The sequence below is a fragment of the Hydrotalea flava genome (assembly GCF_001623405.1).
GTDB classification, from domain to species: Bacteria; Bacteroidota; Bacteroidia; order Chitinophagales; family Chitinophagaceae; genus Hydrotalea; species Hydrotalea flava.
In genome coordinates, this window is the sequence record NZ_LUHG01000044.1 from 18,491 (window position 1) to 41,999 (window position 23,509).

Annotated in this window: 18 protein-coding genes; 7 read left to right on the forward strand and 11 right to left on the reverse strand. The window is 36.3% G+C overall.

All coding sequences use genetic code 11. The features are described 5' to 3' along the window. Positions 1–48 precede the first annotated feature (48 nt). Positions 49–861, reverse strand: coding sequence for a phytanoyl-CoA dioxygenase family protein (locus tag A0F92_RS04370; RefSeq protein WP_068242085.1), 813 nt, complete (start codon positions 859–861; stop codon positions 49–51). A gap of 153 nt (positions 862–1,014) precedes the next feature. Here A0F92_RS04370 and A0F92_RS04375 point away from each other — a divergent pair, with 153 nt between their 5' ends. Continuing rightward, entirely contained in the window at positions 1,015–2,112 is a 1,098-nt protein-coding gene (locus A0F92_RS04375; protein ID WP_253810152.1) for a BamA/TamA family outer membrane protein, read from the forward strand. A 1-nt stretch (position 2,113) separates the two neighbouring features. Here the strand turns inward: A0F92_RS04375 and A0F92_RS04380 are convergent, their stop codons facing one another. From A0F92_RS04380 to pfkA, 6 genes are all read right to left on the reverse strand, one after another. Beyond that, positions 2,114–2,788 (reverse strand): phosphatase PAP2-related protein, encoded by a 675-nt coding sequence (locus A0F92_RS04380; RefSeq protein WP_167516806.1) that lies wholly within the window; start codon positions 2,786–2,788, stop codon positions 2,114–2,116. A gap of 6 nt (positions 2,789–2,794) precedes the next feature. Continuing rightward, positions 2,795–4,732: a glucosamine-6-phosphate deaminase gene (gene nagB / locus A0F92_RS04385; RefSeq protein ID WP_068242087.1), complete on the reverse strand. Its 1,938-nt coding sequence runs from the start codon at positions 4,730–4,732 to the stop codon at positions 2,795–2,797. 84 nt (positions 4,733–4,816) lie between these two features. After that, complete coding sequence (locus A0F92_RS04390; protein WP_068242088.1) at positions 4,817–6,472, reverse strand: beta-N-acetylhexosaminidase; 1,656 nt, start codon at positions 6,470–6,472, stop codon at positions 4,817–4,819. A 78-nt stretch (positions 6,473–6,550) separates the two neighbouring features. Beyond that, complete coding sequence (locus tag A0F92_RS04395) at positions 6,551–8,407, reverse strand: CocE/NonD family hydrolase (protein ID WP_068242094.1); 1,857 nt, start codon at positions 8,405–8,407, stop codon at positions 6,551–6,553. An 86-nt stretch (positions 8,408–8,493) separates the two neighbouring features. Then, positions 8,494–9,987, reverse strand: a complete 1,494-nt coding sequence (pyk, locus tag A0F92_RS04400; RefSeq protein ID WP_167516807.1) for a pyruvate kinase — start codon at positions 9,985–9,987, stop codon at positions 8,494–8,496. 29 nt (positions 9,988–10,016) lie between these two features. After that, positions 10,017–11,006, reverse strand: coding sequence for a 6-phosphofructokinase (gene pfkA, locus A0F92_RS04405; protein ID WP_068242096.1), 990 nt, complete (start codon positions 11,004–11,006; stop codon positions 10,017–10,019). 355 nt (positions 11,007–11,361) lie between these two features. On the opposite strand from pfkA, the gene A0F92_RS04410 reads away from it, so the two are divergent. Both A0F92_RS04410 and A0F92_RS04415 read left to right on the forward strand, forming a co-directional pair. Further along, positions 11,362–12,264 (forward strand): SDR family oxidoreductase, encoded by a 903-nt coding sequence (locus A0F92_RS04410; protein WP_068242097.1) that lies wholly within the window; start codon positions 11,362–11,364, stop codon positions 12,262–12,264. 115 nt (positions 12,265–12,379) lie between these two features. Then, positions 12,380–13,147, forward strand: coding sequence for a CHAD domain-containing protein (locus A0F92_RS04415; RefSeq protein WP_068242098.1), 768 nt, complete (start codon positions 12,380–12,382; stop codon positions 13,145–13,147). Between the two features lie 46 nt (positions 13,148–13,193). Here the strand turns inward: A0F92_RS04415 and ctlX are convergent, their stop codons facing one another. The 3 genes from ctlX to A0F92_RS04430 form a co-directional block, all read right to left on the reverse strand. Beyond that, positions 13,194–14,105 carry a citrulline utilization hydrolase CtlX gene (ctlX, locus tag A0F92_RS04420; RefSeq protein WP_068242099.1) on the reverse strand — a complete coding sequence of 304 codons (912 nt, stop codon included), beginning with the start codon at positions 14,103–14,105 and terminating at the stop codon, positions 13,194–13,196. 3 nt (positions 14,106–14,108) lie between these two features. Further along, positions 14,109–15,557 carry an arginine deiminase family protein gene (locus A0F92_RS04425; protein ID WP_068242101.1) on the reverse strand — a complete coding sequence of 483 codons (1,449 nt, stop codon included), beginning with the start codon at positions 15,555–15,557 and terminating at the stop codon, positions 14,109–14,111. Positions 15,558–15,737: 180 nt separating this feature from the next. Further along, on the reverse strand, positions 15,738–16,388 hold the full coding sequence (locus A0F92_RS04430; RefSeq protein ID WP_253810154.1) for a DUF3291 domain-containing protein: 651 nt from the start codon (positions 16,386–16,388) through the stop codon (positions 15,738–15,740). 150 nt (positions 16,389–16,538) lie between these two features. Here A0F92_RS04430 and hutI point away from each other — a divergent pair, with 150 nt between their 5' ends. The 4 genes from hutI to A0F92_RS15505 all read left to right on the forward strand — a co-directional run bounded on the left by hutI (position 16,539) and on the right by A0F92_RS15505 (position 21,355). Continuing rightward, entirely contained in the window at positions 16,539–17,771 is a 1,233-nt protein-coding gene (gene hutI / locus A0F92_RS04435) for an imidazolonepropionase (protein ID WP_068242105.1), read from the forward strand. A gap of 116 nt (positions 17,772–17,887) precedes the next feature. Then, positions 17,888–20,041 carry a cation:proton antiporter gene (locus tag A0F92_RS04440; protein WP_068242106.1) on the forward strand — a complete coding sequence of 718 codons (2,154 nt, stop codon included), beginning with the start codon at positions 17,888–17,890 and terminating at the stop codon, positions 20,039–20,041. A gap of 39 nt (positions 20,042–20,080) precedes the next feature. After that, complete coding sequence (locus tag A0F92_RS04445; protein WP_068242107.1) at positions 20,081–21,136, forward strand: arginase family protein; 1,056 nt, start codon at positions 20,081–20,083, stop codon at positions 21,134–21,136. Positions 21,137–21,151: 15 nt separating this feature from the next. After that, a complete protein-coding gene (locus A0F92_RS15505) occupies positions 21,152–21,355 on the forward strand; it encodes a hypothetical protein (RefSeq protein ID WP_167516808.1) in 204 nt (67 codons plus the stop codon). 114 nt (positions 21,356–21,469) lie between these two features. Here the strand turns inward: A0F92_RS15505 and abc-f are convergent, their stop codons facing one another. Next, positions 21,470–23,410 carry a ribosomal protection-like ABC-F family protein gene (gene abc-f, locus A0F92_RS04455; RefSeq protein WP_253810156.1) on the reverse strand — a complete coding sequence of 647 codons (1,941 nt, stop codon included), beginning with the start codon at positions 23,408–23,410 and terminating at the stop codon, positions 21,470–21,472. Between the last annotated feature and the right edge of the window lie 99 nt (positions 23,411–23,509).

Sequence of the window (23,509 nt, forward strand, 5' to 3'; positions counted from 1 at the left end):
AGATTTACTGCAATATAACAAAGTCAGGTTAATTAAATAGCTTTTCTTTTAATGGTGTACGGCACTTGTAAAACGGTGGTAAAAAGGCGTTTTACTTTTTTCGTGTTTGGGTTTAAATTTACCGGTAATAATGGGTACATACATTACTCTTCTTCTGCTGGCTTCACCCACTAAAGGAGATTGCTTTACCCGATGCCAGGTACGACCATCATGCACAGTTAAATCGCCGGCAAAAATATCAAACCCAACTTCTCTGGGGTCATCGCTGTAATCAACAAAATACTTTTTACCAAACAGTAATTGTAAAATGTTTTGCTTATGTGTTCCGGGTAAAACACGCAGACCGCCATTTTCAAATAAACAAGTATCTAAATGTATGCCTACATTCAGCATGGGCATAATTTTTTGTCCTAAAAATAAATCTCGGGGACTGTCGGTATGCCAACCCATTTGGGTAAAAGTACTGTTGGGTATATTGATATAATTATTGATCACCAAACCATCTTTTTCATTTTCTGCTATGCGACCTTCATAAGGGCCTAGCAAAGCTATCAAAGCTTTTAAGCGCTCATCCCCTAGTAAATTATGAAGCGCATCGCTGTACAATGAAGTAAAGCAAAGCCTTTGTATGGTTTTGTTATGTTGTTCATCCTTGCCAAATTTTAATGGAACGCCATTTATTTTATCGCGTCCTTCAGCAAGCCAAACATGCTCAAGCCGGTGTAATTCATTTAAATAGAGGGATACTTTTTTGGGGGTTAGAAAATTTCTAAAAACAATGACTCCGTTTTTATCGAAAAATTCTTTTTGTTCCACAGTTATCGTATCACCTAATTTAAAATTACTATTCCATTTGTTCATTCGAGGGTTATGTTTATCAAAGTAACTGCAATGTTAATTAATTATTATAAAATTGTAAACATTACGTGAACTAAAAGTAAATTAAATCTTTCAATTTAGCATTCCTTTCGTGTTTTACATCGTTTTTACCTATATTTTTGAGTACTAACCCATATGTTGAAGATAGCTTACTTACCCTTTTTTTTATTTTTTGTGCTGATGAATGGCTATTCATTTGCGCAAACGCTTAAAAAAGATACCCTTCCTTCAAAAAAAATATTGTATTTCCCGGTCATTGCAAAATCAATTGAAACTAATTGGTCATTTGGACTGGCCGGTTCAGCAACTTTCCGATTATCTAAATCTGATACCACTTCCCGAACATCTAATATACAGTCAGTTGTGTTGTATTCACTAAAAAAACAATTTATTACAGCAATCAATGGTGCTGAATATTTTAAGAATGAAAAATATATTTTGAATGAACAAATTTCGTATAGTTCTTTTCCTGATAAATTTTGGGGTATTGGTAATACAACGCCAGATTCTGTAGTGGAGCATTATAGTTTTCAACAGTATTATTTGTACTTGCATTTATTGCGGAATTTAGGGCACCATTTTTTTGGTGGGGTATTGTATGAAATGCAACATGTGTATAAAATTAGTTATATATTTGGTGGTTTATTTGATCAGGAAAATATTGCAGGCCGATCAGGGTATTTTGTTTCAGGCCTGGGATTAAGTTTAACGTATGATGACAGAAATGATGCATTTGCGCCGGATAAAGGCAATTTTGCACAGATCTATTTTAATCATTTTGATCCTTTAATTGGTTCCTCTTTTAATTATACCAACTTAGTAGTTGACCTTCGCAAATTTTTAAGAATTTACCGAAAACAGGTATTGGCATTACAGGCATATAGTTTTTCTAATATTGGCGCTGAAGTGCCATTAAGAAGTTTGGCTTCGTTAGGTGGTGCCAATAGCATGCGTGGTTATTATAGCGGCAGGTACAGAGACAAACAGGCTTTTGTTTTGCAGGCTGAATACAGAGTACCCATTTATAAAAGAGTAGGTATTGCTTTATTTGGTAGCAGCGGTGAAGTGGGCCATGCAATAGATGATTTTACATTAAACGGATTGAAGTATGCTTATGGTGCAGGCTTGCGAATACGATTAACCAAAAAAGAAAAACTAAATCTTCGTTTAGATTATGGCATAGGGCAGGGTAATAATCAGGGATTTTATTTACAGTTAGGCGAAGCCTTTTAAATTAAGCGGCATGAGGATAGGCTAAAGCAGGAGCTACCCATGCTTTGGCTATTCTGAAAACAGCATATGCAAACAGTGGTGCAGAAATTATATCTATTGTATAATGTATATGTTGTATTAACACCAACATACCAATTGCAATTGTTGAAAGTAATGCCGCCAGTTTTAAATTTTTATTTTTAAAACAAAGAAACATTAGAAATTGTGTAGATGTATGCCCTGAATAAAATAAATCTTTTGTAACAAAGCCTCCACCATAAAATGTATTGCTGATAGGGTCTACCAACGGAATTAAATCATTGGGCGGATTCAGCGGCACAAAGTAAATGGTCAATAATCTGGAAATGGTTAAAAAAATAAATGACCATAAAAACAAAATGAAAATATCCGGATCTATGAGGGCATTCAGAATAACCAATCCTGCCATGATCCAGATGATAATAAAAATGGGAGTGGATACATTCATGGGGGCAAAATGATTCACCAGCCAATCATTTAACTGAAACCCATTTCTGTTTTCAATACTTTGAAAATAAAAAGGCAGGATAGCCAGTAAAATAATCAGTAAAAGCACACCGCTAATTAATTTCGATCTGAAATAGTGTTGTTGCCATGCACTTTTCCATTGCTGGTGCAGTATTTTTTTCTCATGCATCACCGGTGCAAGATAGCACATATTTTTTTAATAGTGCCATCTTACGAATGCTTCCATTGCTGCATATTGTGTAAGCCCAAGGCTGGCATACAGTTGCGCAGTGGTAGCATTTCTGTCTTCAGCCCTTTGCCAAAATTCTCTGCTATCACTTCCCTGAAAAGGCACCATGTCTTTTTGTGATTGATGAATAAAAATACCAAATCGTTTTTTCATTACCTGATCGGGGCTCATGGGTATGGCCATTTCTATTTCAGAAATATCCCATTCCTGCCAGGCACCTTTGTACAACCATAACCAGCAGTCTTCCATCCATTTTTCGCCTGAAGCCTTAATTCGTTTCAAACTTTCTAATACAATATCTAAACAAACTTTATGAGTGCCGTGTGGATCGGCTAAATCGCCGGCACAATACACCTGATGTGGTTTTAATTTTTGCAATAGTTCAATCGTAATTGCAATATCTTTTTCTGTATAGGGATTTTTTTCTATGGTACCTGTTTCATAAAATGGCAGGTTCATAAAATGAGCATTTGTATCGCCAATACCTACATATCGGCAGGTAGCACGGGCTTCGCATCTTCTTATCAATCCTTTAATGGCCCTAATTTCAGGTGTATCAATTTCATTTTTTTTCTTGGAGGCTAAAAATCTTTTGGCTTCTGAGAGTATTTGTTCGCTCTTTTTGTTGTCAATGCCAAATTGTTCTTCAAAGCCTACGGCAAAATCTAAAAACCGTGTTACAAATTCATCGGTTACGGCAATATTTCCGCTGGTTTGGTAACCCACATGCACATCGTGTCCCTGATCGTGCAGGCGCATAAAAGTGCCACCCATGCTAATAATATCATCATCGGGATGAGGAGAAAAAATTAAACATGTTTTAGGATAAGGCTTACTTCTTTCTGGATGCCCCGGAATAGCGGCATTGGGTTTTCCACCAGGCCATCCTGTAATGCTATCGCGTAGCATATAATACACCTGTAAGTTAATATCATAGGTTTCTCCTTTTTCTACCAGCAAATCACTCAGGCCATTTTCATTATAATCATGTGTTGTTAAACTTAAAACAGGTTTGTTCAATTTTAAAGCCATGTTTACAACTGCCCGTTTAATCATTTTCGGAGTCCATTCAATCTCACCCGTTAACCATGGTGATTTTATCCTGGTAAGTTCGGCTGCTGCACTTTGGTCAATCACAAAGGTGCAATCGTTGTGCTGTTGTAAAATACTGGCAGGGATTTGTTCTGTTACGGCACCTTCCACGCTTTTAGCAATAATGGGCGCTTTTAAGCCCCATGCCATTAATAATATTTTTTTTGCTTTTAAAATTGTGCCGATGCCCATGGTAATGGCCATACGAGGTACTTCTGATATATTTTGAAATTCGTATGCATTATTGATGCGGGTTGAATTATCTAAAGAAACTAATCTGGTTTTTGAAAAAATACTGGAGCCGGGTTCATTAAAACCAATATGTCCATTGGTACCTATTCCTAAAATTTGTAAATCAATGCCTCCGCAACTATCGATCAATTGTTCATATGTTTCACAGGCTTTTTTTGCTGCTTCTTTCGATAGTTCGCCATTGGGTAAATGGATATTTTCCGGTAAAATATCAATGTGGTTAAATAAGTGTCGATGCATATAGCTCCAATAGCTTTGCAGGGCATCTCGCTCAATTGGATAATATTCATCTAAATTGAATGTAATTACATTTTTAAAACTAAGCCCTTCATTCCGATGCATATTCACCAAGTGTGTGTATAACCGTAATGGCGTTGATCCGGTGGCCAATCCCAGCACACAGGTATCATTTTTGGCTTGTTTTGCTTTAATCAAAGCGGCAATTTCCCGTGCAACAAACAAAGAACCATCATTCGAACTATCAAAAATTTTTACAGGAATTTTTTCAAAACTGTCTATTAAATCAATGTTTAATTTGTGTGGTTTGGTTAGTGTGGACATGACAAAATAATTTGCGTTTTTTTGCAGGTTAAAAGTACAACTCTTTGTTTAAAATTGGATAATAATGGCAAACGTTTGCGTTTTTTAATTAACTGAATTTGCATTTTGATTCCATTTTTCGTTGAAATGAACTTGCCATAGCCGGTAGCGTTTGGTATCAGTTATTACTTTGTTCTGAAAATTTTGCCAGTTCTTTTTATTGGCAGGGCTCCATAACACTTCACTCAATGCACTCATTCGTGGTAATATCATGTATTCAACTTTGGTAGGGTATTTCATGTATTCTGTCCATACATTTCCTTGTGCGCCTAATACATATTTTGCTTCTTCTGCATTTAATTCTTTTGGAACGGGCTCATAGCTGTAAACTTTTTGAACAGTAGTGTAGCCTCCAATGGTCAGTGAGTCTTCGGGTTTGTTTTGGCTGTGATCAAAATAACACCAGGCGCCGGGAGTCATTATTACATAGTGTTTTTGTTGGGCAGCTTCAATGCCTCCTTTCTCGCCACGCCAACTCATTACCGTTGCATTGGGTGCCAGACCACCTTCTAAAATTTCATCCCATCCAATAATTTGCCTGCCTTTGCTGTTAATGTATTTTTCAATGCGCTGAATAAAATAGCTCTGTAATTCATGTTCATCTTTTATTCCTTTTTCCTGCATCAGTTGCTGGCAAAATGGCGATGCTTTCCAATAGTTTTTGGGACATTCATCACCGCCAATATGAATATATTTTGAAGGAAATAATTCCATCACTTCATCTAAAACATTTTCCAGAAAATGAAAGGTGTAATCACTCGGACAAAATACATCATCAAACACACCCCAACTTTGTTGTACTTGTTTGCCGGTAGTATCGCCATTCCATAAATTTTTGTTTTTAGGTGTAGGCGTGTTTTTGTCGGGAAAGCAGCTTAATGCAGGATAAGCAGCAATAGCGGCAGAAGCATGCCCCGGCATTTCAATTTCAGGAATTACTGTGATAAAACGATCGGCAGCATATTGTACTACTTCTTTAATTTCTTGTTGTGTATAATAACCTCCATATTTTATACCATCATTTCCTGTGCCCGGTGAACGGCCAATGATGGTGCCGTTGCGATAAGCACCTACAGAAGTTAATCTGGGGTATTGTTTAATTTCAATTCTCCAGCCTTGGTCTTCTGTTAAATGCCAATGAAATGTATTCATTTTATGTAGGGCAACCAAATCAATGTATTCTTTGATAAAATCAACTGAAAAAAAATGTCGGCCTACATCTAAATGCATGCCTCTGTATGCAAAGCGCGGTTCATCTTCAATACTTACTATCGGAATTTTTAGTTGTTGTGTGGTGATATTTACCGGCAATAATTGTATTAAGGTTTGTATGCCATAAAAACTGCCTGCGTAGCTATTGCCTGAAATATCAATACCCGATGGCTTTGATTGGAATGAATAAAACTCAGGATTATTGGGTGCTTTGATGAATTTTTTTGTATGGATGGTAATACTGCCGGGTGTGGGATGTTCTTTTATCTGTAATTGAAAATGATAATATTTTTTCAGGTATTGATTGAAAAAATTTGCAGCATGTAAATCGCCTTTATCAGAAACTGCCAAAGCCGTTTTTGGGGTAATGGTAAAAATGCCTTTTTGAACGGTGAGTTTTACAGGTTCCGGTATAATGCGAATGTTTGCATTTTGGGCTACAAGCATTTTTGTGGCGAAAAGCAGAAACAGATATAATGTTTTTTTCATGATGGGTTGTTTATAAAAATTGTAATGATGTATTCAATTGGATAGTATGGATGAATAGCATATTATCGTCTTCAATTGTTATTTAAAATTGGGTAAAATAGGAAGCTGTACATACGAATCGTGATGAAAGACTCGAATGGTTGCTTTTTTAAAGTCGCTGTTTTTTGCGTGGTATATGTCAATAAATTGTTGTGGGTTTCTATCTGCCAAAGGAAACCAACTGCTTTGCACCTGTATCATAATTTTATGACCTTTTTTAAATGTATGCGCTACATCGGGCATTGTATACTGAATTACTGTGGGTATATTGGGTACAAATGCTTCCGGCTTTTCGAAACTGTTTCTGAATCGGCCACGCATAATTTCGCCCCGCACCAGCATTTCATATCCGCCCATCGGATACGTATTTTGGTTTGGGTAACTAAAATCTTCCGGAAAAACATCAATTAGTTTTACAACAAAATCGGCATCAGTGGTAGAAATACTTACTTTTAAATGTGCTGTAAGCGGGCCGGCAAGGGTAATATCTTCTTCTAGTGGAGGTGTTTCATATACCAATACATCGGGTCGTGTGGCAGCAAAGCGCTGATCATCATCCATATATTCTCTGGTTCTGTATTCATGTACACCATCTGTATACGGTACCGGCTTTGCGGGATCGCTGATATATTCATCAAAACTAATAGCTTTATCTTTTTTTGATGAGAAAGTAAGTTTTCCTGATTTTTCTAAATAAATGGATTGTGGTTGTATGTTAGCAGGAGGCCATGAAGAGAACTGATGCCATTCATTGGCGCCACTAAAAAATATATTGGCTTCTGCAATACTATCTATACTTCTTGTTCCTTTTAAGTAGTAATTAAAATATGGAATTTCAATGTGTTGGGCATACCAATCTGCTGTATTGCTATTGAAATAAACATTGCCTAAGTGTGAACCATCGCCGCTTGCCCATTGGCCATGATACCAGGGGCCCATTACCAATTTGTTATTGTTTTTAGCTTTGCTTTCAATGGCTTTGTACAAATTCCAGGCCCCAAAACAATCTTCTGCATCAAATAATCCACCCACTACTAATGATGCTGTTCCGGGTAAAATATGTTGCATAAAATTTCTATCATTTCGTTCCTGCCACCAAGTAGTGTAGTTGGGATGATTCATCAGGTCATTCCAAAATGCAATACTATCACCTAACAACCGGGTTAAATTGGGTAATGCCCCGGTTGTAAGATAGAAACGATAATTATCTTTAATTGTGTAATTAAAAGCAGTGGGACTAACGGTAGTGGGTTTGGGTCGGGGTTTTCCGAACGATGAATAAAAGGCAAATGCATCCATGGCAAAGAATGCACCATTATGGTGAAAATCATCCCCCATAAACCAATCGGTAACCGGCGCTTGCGGACTCACTGCTTTTAATGCCGGGTGATTGCTTAATGCAGCCATGGCTGTATAAAAACCCGGATATGAAATGCCAAATATGCCTACGTTGCCATTGTTATTGTCAATATTGTGTATTAACCAGTCAATGGTATCATAGGTATCAGATGTTTCATCAATATCGGTTTTGTTTTTTTTATTGGGTTGATAGGGGCGTATGTTTACAAATTCTCCTTCGCTCATCCAACGTCCTCTAACATCCTGAATCACCATGATAAAATTTTCTTTTAAATAGGTTTTATAATGGTTTCGCCAGAATTTTCTATATTCATTTTCACCATAAGGCGCACAGGAGTATGGGGTACGTGTCATTAAAATGGGATGTTTTTCTGTGGAATCTTTGGGTATATAAATCGATGTAAACAATCGAACACCATCCCGCATTGGAATATATACTTCTTTTTTTATGTAGTGTTGCACAATCCAGGCCGAATCGGAATTTTGTGAAAAGGAAATCATTGGGCTCAGTAAGAGCAACCATAAAAATTTTCGCATGGCAGTTTATTTTGTTGGGAGTAATGAAAATAAAAAAGATTCTTCAAATGAAGAATCTTTTTTTATGAAAAACGAATGATTTGCTATTAATCAATTTTTGTAACTTTTAATACGTTGGTAGGCAAATGTTTATCAACAGGTGTACTTCCTGTATTTACTACCACATCATTTGGTTTTATGAAACCACGTTGTTTTAAAATATTAATTTGATCGAAGATAATATCATCTAAACTTTCTTCTTCATCATAGTGAAAAGCCCTGACACCCCAGCTTAAACTTAATTGGTTCACCAAAGTTTTTTCTTTTGTAAAAATATACAATGGTGCTCTGGGTCTGTAACTGCTCAACATGAAGGCAGTGTAACCACTTTGCGTCATACCAATCAATGCCTGTGCATTTACATCTTCGGCCATTTTGCAGGCATTGTAACAAACAGCATCACTTAAAAAGGAAGGAGAGTGGGGCTGTGGTTTTAAATCTTCTTCGCGGTTATATCTGTATTCGGTATTTTCTACTTCTGTAATAATTTTACGCATGGTTTCCACTACTAATTGCGGGTGATTACCTGTTGCGGTTTCACCGCTTAACATTACCGCATCGGCACCTTCTAAAACAGCGTTGGCAACATCTGTAATTTCACTGCGGTTGGGTTTTACCCTGTCCATCATACTTTCCATCATTTGTGTTGCAACAATAACGGGCTTGGCTCTGTGTATGCATTTGCGAATAATATCGCGTTGTGCCATCGGTACTTTTTCAACCGGTAATTCAACACCTAAATCGCCCCTGGCCACCATAATACCATCCGATTCAATAATAATATTTCTTAAATCAACCAAAGCGGAGGGCATTTCAATTTTTGCCATCACTTTAATTTTGCTTTTCTTTTCCTGCACTCTTCTTTTCAGGTCAATAATATCTTCTGCCTTTCTTACAAATGAAAGGGCTATCCAGTCTAATTCATTGTCAACAATAAATTCAAAATCGGTAATATCTTTTTCCGTCATGGAAGGAAGGGATATTTTCGTATCGGGAAGATTGACGCCTTTTTTGGGTAATAATATTCCGCCATAAGTTACTTTTACTTTTACATCGCCGGAAGCAGTGATGGAATCTACTACCACTTCCAACTTGCCATCATCAATTAAAATTTTATTGCCAATCTCCACATCATTGTGCAGATTGGGATACGATACATAAATTTTTTCTTTTGTACCTACTACTTTTTCTTTTGAAGTAAAGGTGAGTATATCGCCCGGATTAATTTGCAGCGAACCATTTTCAATTTCGCCTACGCGTAATTTAGGGCCTTGCAAATCGCCTAAAATAGCAATATTATAGGGTTGTGTTGCATTAATTTTTCTGATATATTGAATAATTTCGAGTTTATCTTCATGTGTGCCATGAGAAAAGTTAAGCCGAAAAATGTTAACACCTGATTTAACGAGGCCCAACAATTTATCATAAGTATTACAGGCGGGGCCAACTGTTGCAACAATTTTGGTTCTGTGATAAGCGTGTTCAATACCTGCTTCTTTGTTCATTTCTGAGTACAGGTACTTGTCAATGTTTTTAGACATATAGTTGGTTGGTTTGCTTTGCTAAATAATTAAGATGCAAGAATTTTTACAATTTTCATCCATTCCTGTCCAATAGCCTGTTTTTCTTTTACGGCCATATCTAATGGGGTATAATGAATTTTATTATTGATAACACCCACCATTACATTATGCCTGCCAATTAACAAACTTTCTACAGCATAATAACCCATGTGGCTGGCTACCAGTCTGTCGTGGCAGCTTGGAGCGCCCCCACGTTGAATATGCCCCAGAATACATACCCTGGTATCGGCATTGGGCACTCTTTCTTTAATTACTTTGGCAATTTCTTCTGCACCGCCAAATTCTTCGCCTTCAGCCACAACAATTAAATTTACTAATTTTTTCCGTTTTTCTTTTTCTGTTAATGAATGTATGAGTTCTTCAATGTCTGTTTTAGTTTCGGGAATTAAAATATTTTCTGCACCGGTTGCAATTCCGCTGTGTAAAGCAATGTAACCCGCATCACGGCCCATTACTTCTACAATAAATAAACGGTCGTGTGCATCCATTGTATCCCTTATTTTATCAATGGCATCCACAGCAGTATTTACGGCAGTATCGAAACCAATGGTATAATCAGTACCTGCCATATCTTTATCAATGGTGCCGGGTATACCTATGCAGGGAATATCGAATTCGTTGGCAAAACGTTGTGCGCCTCTAAAACTTCCATCTCCTCCAATAATCACCAGTCCATCAATGCCATATTTTTTTAAATTGGTATAAGCCCTCTTTCTGCCTTCGGTTTCAAAAAAATCTTTGCTTCTGGCTGTTTTTAAAATGGTGCCGCCACGTTGAATGATATTGGCAACACTTCTGCTGTTCATGGGTATAATATCATCTTCCAACATACCATTATATCCCCGCATAATACCAAATACTTCCAGGCCATAATATAAGCCCGTTCTAACAACAGCTCTAATGGCTGCATTCATACCGGGGGCATCACCACCCGATGTTAGTACACCTATTTTCGTAACTTTTTTCTTGTCTGTCATTTTTAATTGAAAAATTATCGGCTATCAATGGTTTTGTTAATAATTTTTAAAGCACAAGGCTTTTTATTTTAAAGTTGCAAAAGTAAGCAATTACCGGTATACCACCATTTAGCCCCGGGGTATTAAATTTTTCTTTACCAAAACATAATGGCAAATTGATTTGTATGGCCTATTTGCTGTATCATTTGATTTTTGTCAAATTAATTGATATACATATTCAGTTATGGGTTAAGAAGTGTTTCTATGTGTAGAATATGAATATGTTGAGGATATACTGTCGTTAAAAATATTTCTTTCAAAATGATGCAATAGCAGAAAACAGTTTCATCCATGTATTAATTTTGTAGTATTGGTGATGAAAATTTTAATTACAGGTGCTAACGGTTTTATTGGTGCACATTTCATTCAATATTGTTTACAACACAAATTAAATTTTGTGGCTACAGGAACCAAGCCTGTTTGTAGTATTGATATACCGAATGATTATGCCACGATGGATATTACCAATAGAAAAAATATCCGGAAAGTAATGGAGCAATATCAGCCCAATGTGATATTGCATGCTGCAGCCATGAGTAAGCCGGATGAATGCCAATTGAATCAGGAGGCCTGTCTGCAGGTAAATTTGTTGGGAACACATCACCTTTTAATGGAGGCAGCAAACCTGAATCAGGCTGTACATTTCATATTTATATCAACCGATTTTGTGTTCGGGGGCAATGGGCCTAATGCGGAAGAAGATTTAAAGCAACCACTTAATTTTTATGGTGCTTCAAAATTAATGGCGGAATTATATTTATTGCAAACATCCCAACCGGTTACAGTAGTGCGGCCGAGTTTTGTTTTTGGCCCGGAAATAAAAGGTGTGAGAAAAGATTTTTTGCATCAGGTGTATGATAAAATTCAACAGCAGGAAGTGTTTTCAATTGTAAACGACCAGTACCGAACCCCTACGCTTATTTCGGATTTTTGTAAAGGCCTGCATCAAATTATCACTAAGGGTGAAACGGGAACCTTTCATTTGGCGGGCAGTACGTACATAACGCCCTACCAAATGGCTATTTCAATGGCCAACATACTGCAATTACCAACACATCATCTAAAAGCAGTTACAGCCAACGATTTTCCTGAACCGGTAAAGCGAGTAAAACAAGGTGGATTAAACATTCAAAAAGCAGAAAAAATATTGGGTTATACTACTACTGATTTTGAAACAGCCATCCGGTTGAGTTTTGAAAAACAGGTTTCATACCAGTAAAATGATGCTGTTTGATAAGTTCAAGCCTTAAAATATGCAGGAATGAAACCGTTGTTGTAAATTTATGTGCCAATGTAATAACTATTTTATTACATAAAAGAGGTACTCAATTTTTATGGCATCGCCATTTCAAAAATATTATGCACTCAGGGTAAAGAATGTTTTCAACAATCTTTATGAGGTAGAATTAACTGCCAGCAGCACTGCACTGCATGATATGCGGATTGAATTGAAGAAATTCAAAACCATTTTACATTTTTTAAAAACGGTTTATCCCAGACATCGCATCAAAAAAGCAGCGAAATTAGTGGCTTCTGTTTTTGATGAAGCCGGGGTATTACGTGAAACACAATTGTTGCAACAATGGCTGCAGCAGCATAAAATGAATGAATTAGAAACTATGTTGGGGTTACAAGGTTCTTTATTGTATTCGCAACATATTTTTTTACAACATATACCCAAACACAAACAAGCCCTGCAAAAGGTGATTGATATTTGTGGCCCCCTGGTTGAAGAAACCAATGCCCTTTTACCGGAGCAATACATGCAAAAATTGAAAATTGAATTGCAGGAACAGTTGAAAAAAAATTTAACGATAGAAGAGTGGCACGACTTCAGAAAAAAAATTAAACGTTGGATGAATGCTATTCGATGGGTGGCTATTGAAGGGGATGATTTTGAAGAAGCGCATTTCCCTTATTTTAATAATTTGCAAGAAGCAATCGGTAATTGGCACGACCTTATTATTATACAAGATTACTTTGTTGCATTACAGGCACAGAAATCAATTGACAAACAATTGCAGCAACAATTAAGTGCCGCACAACTCACATTATTATCGGGTTTACAATACCGCGAAAAGCAGGTTAAACACCTGCTGTAAATGCTGGTGCAACCTGCTCAGGTAAAATAGTTGTTATTTATTGTGCCTATTGAACAGGTAAAAACACTTCTGCCAGCATACATCTGGCGCTGCCACCGCCATTTGTTTCAATGGTATTTAAGCCGGAATGAATAATACGGTTATAATTTTCTAAAGTTTTTATTTGGTCAGCAGTTAAACTTTCATAGGCCTGTGTTGACATAATCAGCAGTTTTTCGCCCCTATTGTTTTGCACCTGCAACATATTGCCGGCAAAATGTTGCATTTGATGGAAGCTAATGGGGATAATGCTTTTATTCGTTTTTTGAATGGCATCACGCACTAATTTTTTTTCATTTTCATCCGTAATACTTTCCATGCAAATCACAACAAATTGATCTGCCACACACATCATTACATTGGTATGGTAAATGGGCAAACCATTTCGATCGTTTGCGTGAAAAGCAACTGTTGTAAAACCGGTTTTTTCAGCAAAATTGTTTAATGCACTCATGTGGGTTCTGGGCGATAAACAGGCATAAGCAATTTTATGATCACGATCTAAAACCATACTGCCTGTGCCTTCCAAAAATTGATGGTTGGCTTCTAATGCAGTTAAATCAATTTTATTTTGAATCCTGAATTTTTTTTCAATGGCTTTCAATACATGTGGTTTCCGCTCGGCACGCCTGTTTACTGCAAACATGGGATATAAAATAATGTTTCCATCTTCATGAAAAGATATCCAGTTGTTCGGGAAAATTGAATCTGGTGTATACGGTTCGGGGGTATCTTCCACAATGGTAACATCTACACCATTATCCTGTAATTTTTGTGCAAAAGCATCAAATTCACGGGCTGCCATTTCTGCTACATTATTATTGGTATCATTTTGCTGAAAAGCATTATTCACGGCAGTTTGTTCATTAAATGAAAACTTAACCGGACGTATCATTAATAAATGGGAAGTGTTTTGCATAACTTATTCATTAACTGTTTCTCTTAATAAGGGCATACTCATACAATGAAAACCGCCTCTGGCCCTCGATAATTCTGCAGATGGCATTAAAATAAGGGTATCCGTAATTTGTTGTGTATTAATTTTTCCTGCAACAATTTGTGGAATTAATTCTTTGGCATGTATTACCTGAAAACCTGCTGCTTTAAATGCTTCGGCGGTTTTGTCGTTTCGGTCGTAGCCCAAAACTACCCCTTCTTTAATAGCCAATAAATTACAGGAGTCTGTCCATTGCTCTCTGGCGCTGTAAGGAAATTCATTATTACCCGAAAAAATAATTTTAATATCTTCTTCCCTGCAATGAAAATCGTTTTTACTGATATCGATTAATAACTCTTCCAGACTATCAAAATGCACACTATTCTCCGGATCGTTTTTATGGAATTGTTTAATCTTTATTTTTTCGTCTTTTTTCAGTTCCAGTGTGCGTTCAATGGCATCTTCATCTTCATGTAAAACTGCCTTTTTCGAAAAATTACCCAACATTACCCATACATTTTTTTTTACCTGTGTAAAAACGGTATCAATATGCATGTAATCGCGTTTTTTTGGTATTTTAATGATGGTTACTCTTTCCATCAGGTTTTTCTTAAATACAATATGTGCAATTTTAGCTGCCGCTTCCGGCGATGTTCTTTCACTAACGCCTACCAGTAAATGATCATTACTGATCACCATAATATCGCCTCCCTCTAAAGTAATTTTTCTCTCATCTTCCTCTTTCGGTAATAAAAGATTTTGATAGGTATCGGTTAATTCAATTATATTCTGCTGGTATGCCTTAAAAAATGGGTGGTTAAAGAAAATATATTTCGCCAGCAAAGCTTCTCTGGTTCTTGCTTTTTTAGCAGGTTTGTTCAATAAAACATGATCTTTAATAGTAATACCAATATCTCGTGTAAAAATAAAATTGGGTATGGGTGCAAACAGCATTTCTTTGTTTTTTGCTGAACCGCTGATAAATGTTTTGGCTAATGAAACTGCATCATAATCCATTAATGCATTCTGTGTTTTAAAAGTGCATCCCTCTATGGCACAAACCGAAGCAACTAAGCTGTGTTTAATTGCATCGTTCAGTAAAATTTCAGCCAGTAACCATTCTAATTCAATTACTTTATCCGATTTGAAGAAGGCAGGATTATCTGGTTTATAAAAACTTCGGTTGGCTTTTTCTGCATCAATCTCAGGAAGTTTACCCTTTATTTTTTCGGGATCTAAAAAAAGCAGCAATATTTTGGTGTAATAATCATATTCTTCTTTCCGAATGGTATTTAAGTGCACAATATCTTCAAATAACCAGTCCTGCGCTTTTGAAGGAACCACTTTCCCCAAACCGCTATCCGGACTATGAACCAATAATCGTTTTAATGTGCCAATTTCTGAGTTCACAAACAATGCTTGTGTATTTTGCATAAATTAATATTTTTATGTAATAGAAATGATCAATGAGACATACAATATTGGTATTCCATTGAAAAAATTAATTGAAAAAAAGGAAGTATATAGCAGAGAAGCTAATGATCAGGCATAGCATTCAGGCCGCGATACAACCAGGCAAAATGATTGAGATAAGGCAATATGATGGTAAAAAACCTATTCATTGGGCGCAAGGTACAATTTTCCTTTGAAAGGATCAATGCCCTGTAAGGTTCCTGATACCTGTAGCGGAATAAAGCGCACAAACATATCTTCCGCATACCAGTTTTCCTTTCTTGTTTTTACAATTACTGCTTTATGAAAGGGTTGTGTATAGGCAAAAGCACGCATTTGAGCTTTTGTTTGCCATACACTCAAAGTTGCCCCTCTAAACCAGGGCATTTCGCCAATTCCTACCGATGTAATGAAACCATCTGCCTGTTTCATTTCTGCAGAAACGGCATCTACATGTTGCCAAAATCTTTTTACTTTTTTGGAATGAATGGTGGCTCGGGTTAGTATGGCAATAGGCCCCTTATATTCGGTTTTTGGTGGCAGGTTGCCGAAACATAATTTTCCATCCCAAGTGCCATGCCCTTCAATAGGTAGTAGTTTTAAACGAAGTATTTCACAATGAAACAATTGCCACCACCATTGCAAAAATTTACCGGTATGTTGTACACTTTCCTTTGCAGTTTCTGCAACGGTTAACACGGCCCATTGACGCCAATCGGGGTGTATATCAAAACTGCCATTTTTACCACAACCCAATAGTTTATAGAATTGAATATTTCTGTTAAAAACCAATGGTAGTCTAAAAATTGCCATGGAGAGCATTCCAAAAAATTCCAAATATTTTGGGTATCTTACAATATGTACATAACAAATCATATTTTTAGCCGGTTACAGTGCAATATAAATGTAACATTATTTAAATTAGAATTGTTTAACCTGCCAGGTGCATAAATATTTACCGACATGCATTTACTAATTACCAACATACATCAGTTACTCAATGTTCGGGAACAAAACCAATTACTCAGAGGAAAAGCAATGGCTGATTTACCGATGATTGAAAATGCTTTTTTGGTAATTCATAAAGGCAGAATTGAAGCTTATGGTAGTATGGATGCATTACCTGAAAAAACGTATGATGCAGTTTATGATGCAGGTGGTGCAACTGTTTTACCTACTTGGTGCGATAGTCACACCCATTTGGTATTTGCAATAAGTAGGGATCAGGAATTTGTTGACAAATTAAATGGTTTGAGTTACGCAGATATAGCAGCCAAAGGGGGTGGTATCTTAAATTCTGCAGCTGCTTTACATACCACACCTGAATCGGTTTTGTATGAAAGTGCCATCTTGCGTTTGCAGGAATTGATACATTTAGGAACAGGTGCTATTGAAATAAAAAGTGGGTATGGATTAACAGTTGCCGATGAATTAAAAATGTTACGGGTAATACAGCGGTTAAAAGCAGCAGTAAACATACCGGTGAAAGCCACTTTTTTAGGGGCACATGCTATTCCGGCTGCGTATCGGGAAAATAAACAGGGTTATATTCAACTCATTATTCAGGAAATGCTACCCAAAATTGCCGATGAGCAATTGGCCGATTATATGGATGTTTTTTGCGAACAAAACTTTTTTAGTGTTGCTGATACCGAAATAATTTTAGAAGCTGCCTACAAATTTGGCTTACCTGCTAAATTACACGCCAATCAACTTGCTGTAAGCGGAGGGGTTGAAGTAGGAGTGAAGCACAAAGCCATTTCCGTTGATCATTTAGAAGCCATGAATGAAAAATCAATACATGCATTGGCAACCTCAAATACCATTGGTACCATACTACCTACTGCAGCTTTTTTTCTCCGAATGCAATATGCGCCAGTACGTAAAATGTTACAGAAAAATTGTGCGTTGGCATTGGCATCCGATTATAATCCCGGTTCATCGCCCAGTGGTAATATGAATTTTGTAGTGTCATTAGCCTGCATACAAAATGAATTTTTACCTGAAGAAGCTATTAATGCTGCAACAATAAATGGTGCATTTGCTATGGGAATAGAAAAAGAGGTAGGGAGTATTACTATTGGTAAAAAAGCAAACCTTATCTTCACTAAACCCATACCGTCAGTTGCTTATTTACCTTACCATTTTGGAATGCATTTAATTGACAAGGTGATGATAGAGGGAAATTGGATATAATTAACTAATTTAATTGTTTAAGAGTTAAATTGTAACTGAAAAATATTTTTTTTAGTTTTTTCAGTTACATTGCCATATCTTAATTTAATATAAACTTATGGTTTAATTTTTATTTTATGAACTATTTTTTCAAACATTTTATTCATGAATTTCAACTACCGTTAAAAAATCCTGTGTTGATATTTTCATTAATATTATTTATAATATTATTATCGCCTATTATTTTAAAAAAATTAAACATACCCGGAATTATAGGTTTAATTATTTCAGGAGTTATTATTGGGCCACATGGTTTTAATCTACTTGAAAAAAATTCGGCTATTGATTTATTTTCAACCATCGGCTTACTATACATTATGTTTATAGCAGGATTGGAATTAGATATTAATGAGTTTAAGGCCAATAAAAATAAAAGTTTCCTGTTTGGTTTTTTAACATTTATCATCCCATTGGGTATTGGTTTTCCGGTATGTCATTACTTATTGGGATACGATGTAAATGCCAGCTTTTTAACTGCGAGCATGTTTTCTACACATACTTTGGTAGCATACCCTATTGTCAGCAAATTAGGAATTGCTAAAAATCAGGCGGTAGCTATTACCGTGGGGGCAACGGTATTAACAGATACTGCAGTGCTGATTATTTTAGCCATTATTATGGGTAATCATGCAGGAACATTAAACTCCGATTTTTGGATACGGTTGCTGGTATCGCTCTCTATTTTTTCAGCCATCATGTTTTTATTGGTTCCACGAATTGCCAAATGGTTTTTCAGAGAATTAGAAAGTGAACGCCATTCACATTATATATTTGTTTTGGCTGTAGTTTTTTTTGCTGCCTTTCTGGCTGAAGTAGCCGGTGTAGAGCCCATTATTGGTGCATTTGTTGCAGGCTTAGCACTCAATAAACTCATTCCTCATTCATCAGCCTTAATGAACCGGATTGAATTTATGGGTAATTCGCTGTTTATTCCTTTTTTCCTGATTTCCGTGGGAATGATTGTTGATGTCAGTGTAATTACGCATGGACCAGCTGCTTTAATTGTTGCAGGTACTTTAATTGCAGTGGCATTATCTGGCAAGTGGCTTGCAGCCTGGCTTACACAACTATTTTTAAAGTACTCAAAAGCGCAGCGCCAACTTATTTTTGGTTTAAGCAGCTCACATGCTGCTGCCACTTTGGCTATTATTTTGGTAGGTTTTAGAGCTAATATTATTGATGAAAATATTTTAAATGGTACCATTATTCTGATTTTAGTGACTTGTGTTTTTTCTTCTTTTGCAACTGAAAAAGCTTCCAAAAAAATATTGCTGAATAAGGAAAAAAATGAAATTGATATCTTAGAATCGAGTGTAATGAACAGTGAACAAATTTTAATACCTACTGCAAATGTTGAAACAGTTGATAAAATATTGGATTTGGCTATTTTAATTAAAGACAAAAAATCAGCTAATCCCGTTACTATTTTAACAGTTGTTCCTAATGATGAAACTGCAGAAAAAAATATTATATTATCGAAAAATAAATTAGAAGAATATAAACAACAGGCATCTGCTACTGAAAATAAGGTGAATACCGTTACTACCATTGATCATAATGTTTCCAGCGGTATTTCAAGAATTACCCGCGAAATATTGGCTGATTATATTTTATTAGGCTGGCCTCATAAAAATGGAATTTTGGAAAACCTGATTAGCGATAAATTTGAAAATATATTAACAAAAGTTAATAAAAATATTTTCATTACCCATTTATCGAAACCATTTGTTTATAATAAGCGTATTGTTGTAATTATACCGGCTCTTGCCGAACTGGAAACAGGCTTTAATGCCTGGTTAAAGAAATTAATTTATCTGTCGCAGGAACTCTCAATCCCTGTTTTAATATTTGGAAGCAACAAAACCTATTCAGCCATTCAACAATTTTGTACCCACAATAAAATTAATTTTGTTCCTTCTTTCAAAGAATTTTCAAATTGGGAAGATTTCCTAATTTTATCAAGAAATATTGTAAAAACCGATTTGTTGTTTTTTGTGTCTTCCCGAAAGGGGACAATGTCTTATAATAGCTTTCTCGAAAACATTCCCTATAAATTGGAAAAATATTTCGATGAGAATAATAAAATTATTATTTATCCGGAGCAAAATAATGCACATCAGGAAAATGAATATGATGGCATTCCATTAGCGCCCATAGCAAAAGGAATTGAATCCTCCATCGAAAAGGGAATTGACCTGATTTTTAAAAAGAAAAAAGATGGAGATAGATAAGCTTCGAATAATTTTATATTATTTATAAACTTTTCAATTATGCCCTATCTGCACCCATTTAAAAAAGAAGACATTTTATCGTTGGTTCGTATACGCAGGTACGAAACGAAATTAGGGGAGCGGGTGCAGACCATGCATCAGGTGCAGCAATTTAGAGAAAGTATGATGGAATCGGATGCGGATTTTGTGGTGCTGGGTATTCCGGAAGATATTGGCATAAAGGCCAATGAAGGGATTGGTGGCGCACATACCGCCTGGTCAGCATTTTTGCAAACTTTTCTCAACATTCAAAGCAACGATTTTTTAGATGGCCGGGAAATTTTGATAGCCGGTTATTTCGACTTTAACTCTTTGCAGGATATTATTGAAATGAATGCCTATAATCATGAAGAAAAAATAGAAGCCTACCGACATGCAGTAAATACCATTGATGATGCTGTAGAACAGATGATTCATGAAATAACCCAGCAAAAAAAAATTCCCATTATTATAGGCGGTGGCCATAACAATGCCTACCCCTGTATTAAAGGTGCTGCAAAAGGCTGGTACAAAGCGGGTGTGATTGATTTGCCGCAGATAAATGTAATTAATTTAGATGCACATGCCGATTACCGTGCCATGGAAGGAAGGCATAGTGGCAATGCTTTCCGCTATGCGGAAGAAGATGGTTATTTGGAAAAATATTGTATTCTGGGCCTTCACGAAAATTATATTGCACAAAACATCTGGATGGATATTGTGAACAATCCTTTTATTGATTGCATTACTTATGAAGATATTTTTCTGCACGAAAAACGTAGTTTTCAACAGGCAATGGCACATGCTGCCGGTTTTACGGAAGGAGGTTTATGTGGCATTGAATTAGATGTGGATGCTATTGAGAATATATTGAGTAGTGCCGGCAGCCCAACAGGTATTGGTGTTATCCATGCTCGGCAATATGTTAATTTTATGGCCTGGAATACTCGTCCTGCTTATTTACATATCTGCGAAGCTGCTACCACACTGGAAGATGGCCGTCAGAATATTGCTTCCGGAAAATTAATCAGTTATCTGGTGTCCGACTTTATTAAGGCCATGCTGGCTCAACTGTGAGTAAAAAAAATAACAATGTTTATAAAAAGTAGACATACCAATAACGATACCGTTTTTTATACCTACTCCCAATCCGGATTTGATAGTTTACTCAATGCCATTAGTGAATATCAGGCAGCTTTTGATAATGTAAAAGCTGCAAGGGGAGAGGGCTATGTTTATTATTTTCAGAAAAAACAGCTCTGCAGAAGCAAAAGTTGTATTTGCAAAATTATCTGATATTACCAAAGCAACTTATCCGGTAGTTACCATGCAATTACAAAAAAATACCAACATTTCCCCGCTTTCAAAACAACAATATAAAATTGTGCTTGAGTTTGTAATGCCAGACCATTAACCCTCTAATTCCATCAATTTTTCAAATAAAATTTCATATTGCTGCTGAGCGGCATCCCATTCTTTTTGAATCGCAGCATAGGCTTTTTCAAATTCAGAAAATTTTGCAGGATCCTTGTACAAATCGGGGTGTACCAATGATATTTCCAAAGCTGATTTTTTCTCGTTCAGTGTTTCTAATAAAGCCTCTGTTTGTTGAAATTTTCTTTTTACCTGTGCTAATTCCTTTTTTTGTTGTTTTTCGAGTTGATTGAATGGGATGTTATTTTTTTGAAAAGCTACTTCCTTAACCGGCTGAGGTGTTGCCGCTTTTCCTTCTTTTTTGGAAGAATTTTGCTTCGCCATTCTTTCATTCCATTCTATCCATTCCTGATAAGTTCCTTTAAATTCTTTAATCTGATAGTCAACAATTTCCCAAATTTTATTGGCTGTTTTTGAAATAAAAAATCGGTCGTGACTAACTAATAAATAACTGCCTTCATAATTATTGAGTGCCTCGGCCAATAGTTCAACAGAATGCATATCTAAGTGGTTGGTAGGTTCATCCAGTAATAAAAAATTACTTCGGCTTACAATTACTTTGGCCAAAGCAACACGAGCTTTTTCACCTCCGCTGAGTAATCTGATTTTTTTATCGCTGTCATCCCCGCTGAATAAAAAACAACCTAACAAGGTGCGCAGCTCCAATTCATTTTTGTTGCTGCCACATTCTTTCATTTCATCCAGAATTGAATTGTTGAGGTTTAAGGCCTCTAATTGGTGTTGCGCATAAAAGCTTTCCTCAACATTATGGCCCCAATTGCGCAATCCCTCAAATGTTTCGGTACCGGCAACAATTCTTAACAAAGTAGATTTTCCTTTACCATTGGCACCAATCAGTGCTATTTTATCACCTCGGTTTATTTCTGCCTGTGCATTTTGTAAGATTGTAGTAGCTCCAAATTTTTTTTGTATATCTTTTAATTCGCATATTATTTTGCCAGGTTGCTTATCCACCTGGAAATTGATTTTAATGTTCGGGCGTTCAAGTGTAACGTTTTCAATTCTGTCAATTTTATCTAACCGTTTTATGGCACTTTGTGCTGCGGCCGCTTTTGAAGCTTTTGAACGGAAACGTTCAATGAATCTTTCCTGCTGGCGTATATAATCCTGCTGGTTTTCATAAGCCTTCTGTTGTAATTCAATACGCAGCTCTTTTTCCTTTTCATAAAAATCAAAATCTCCTACATATACATGCAATTGCTGTTGGTATAGTTCCACAATTTTATTCACCATCCTATTCAGAAAAAACTTGTCATGGCTCACAATTACAACACTGCCTTGGTAGTGTTTCAGATATTTTTCTAACCATTCAATAGAAGGCAGGTCAAGATGGTTGGTCGGTTCATCTAACAATAGTACATCGGGTTGTTGTAAAATCATTTTGGCCAAAAGTACCCGCATCCGCCATCCACCACTGAATTCTTTGTAGGGACGGTGCAGATCGGCATTCTGAAAGCCAAGTCCCTGTAATACCTCCTCTGTTCTGTGATGAATGGTATAACCGCCGGCTACTTCCAGTTCGTGTAACTTATCGGTATATGCCATTAAAAGTGCTTCGTCCTCTTTTGTTTCCAAAATTTTACCCAATTCCGTAATTTCTCTTTCTAATTGTTTTACTTTTTCAAAGGCACCCATCGCCACTTCAAGAATGGAATCATTGGTATCAAAACTCAATAAATCCTGATGCAGATAACCAATGGTGGTATCTTTCCCTTTTTCAACTGTGCCTTTTGATGGAGTATACTCGCCCACCAAAACCTTTAAAAGGGTAGATTTTCCGGTTCCGTTATACCCAATTAATCCAATTCTGTCGCCCGGCTGTATATGCCAGGTAGCATCTGCTACAATTACTCTTGCACCAAATTCAAACGTAACATTTTGTAAACCTATCAACATTTTTTTTTGTATGTTTTGCTGCAAAGGTAATTGTCTGGTTCGAATGCATGCATGCAATAAATGACATGCATCTAATTATCAATATATTGAAGGTAATCC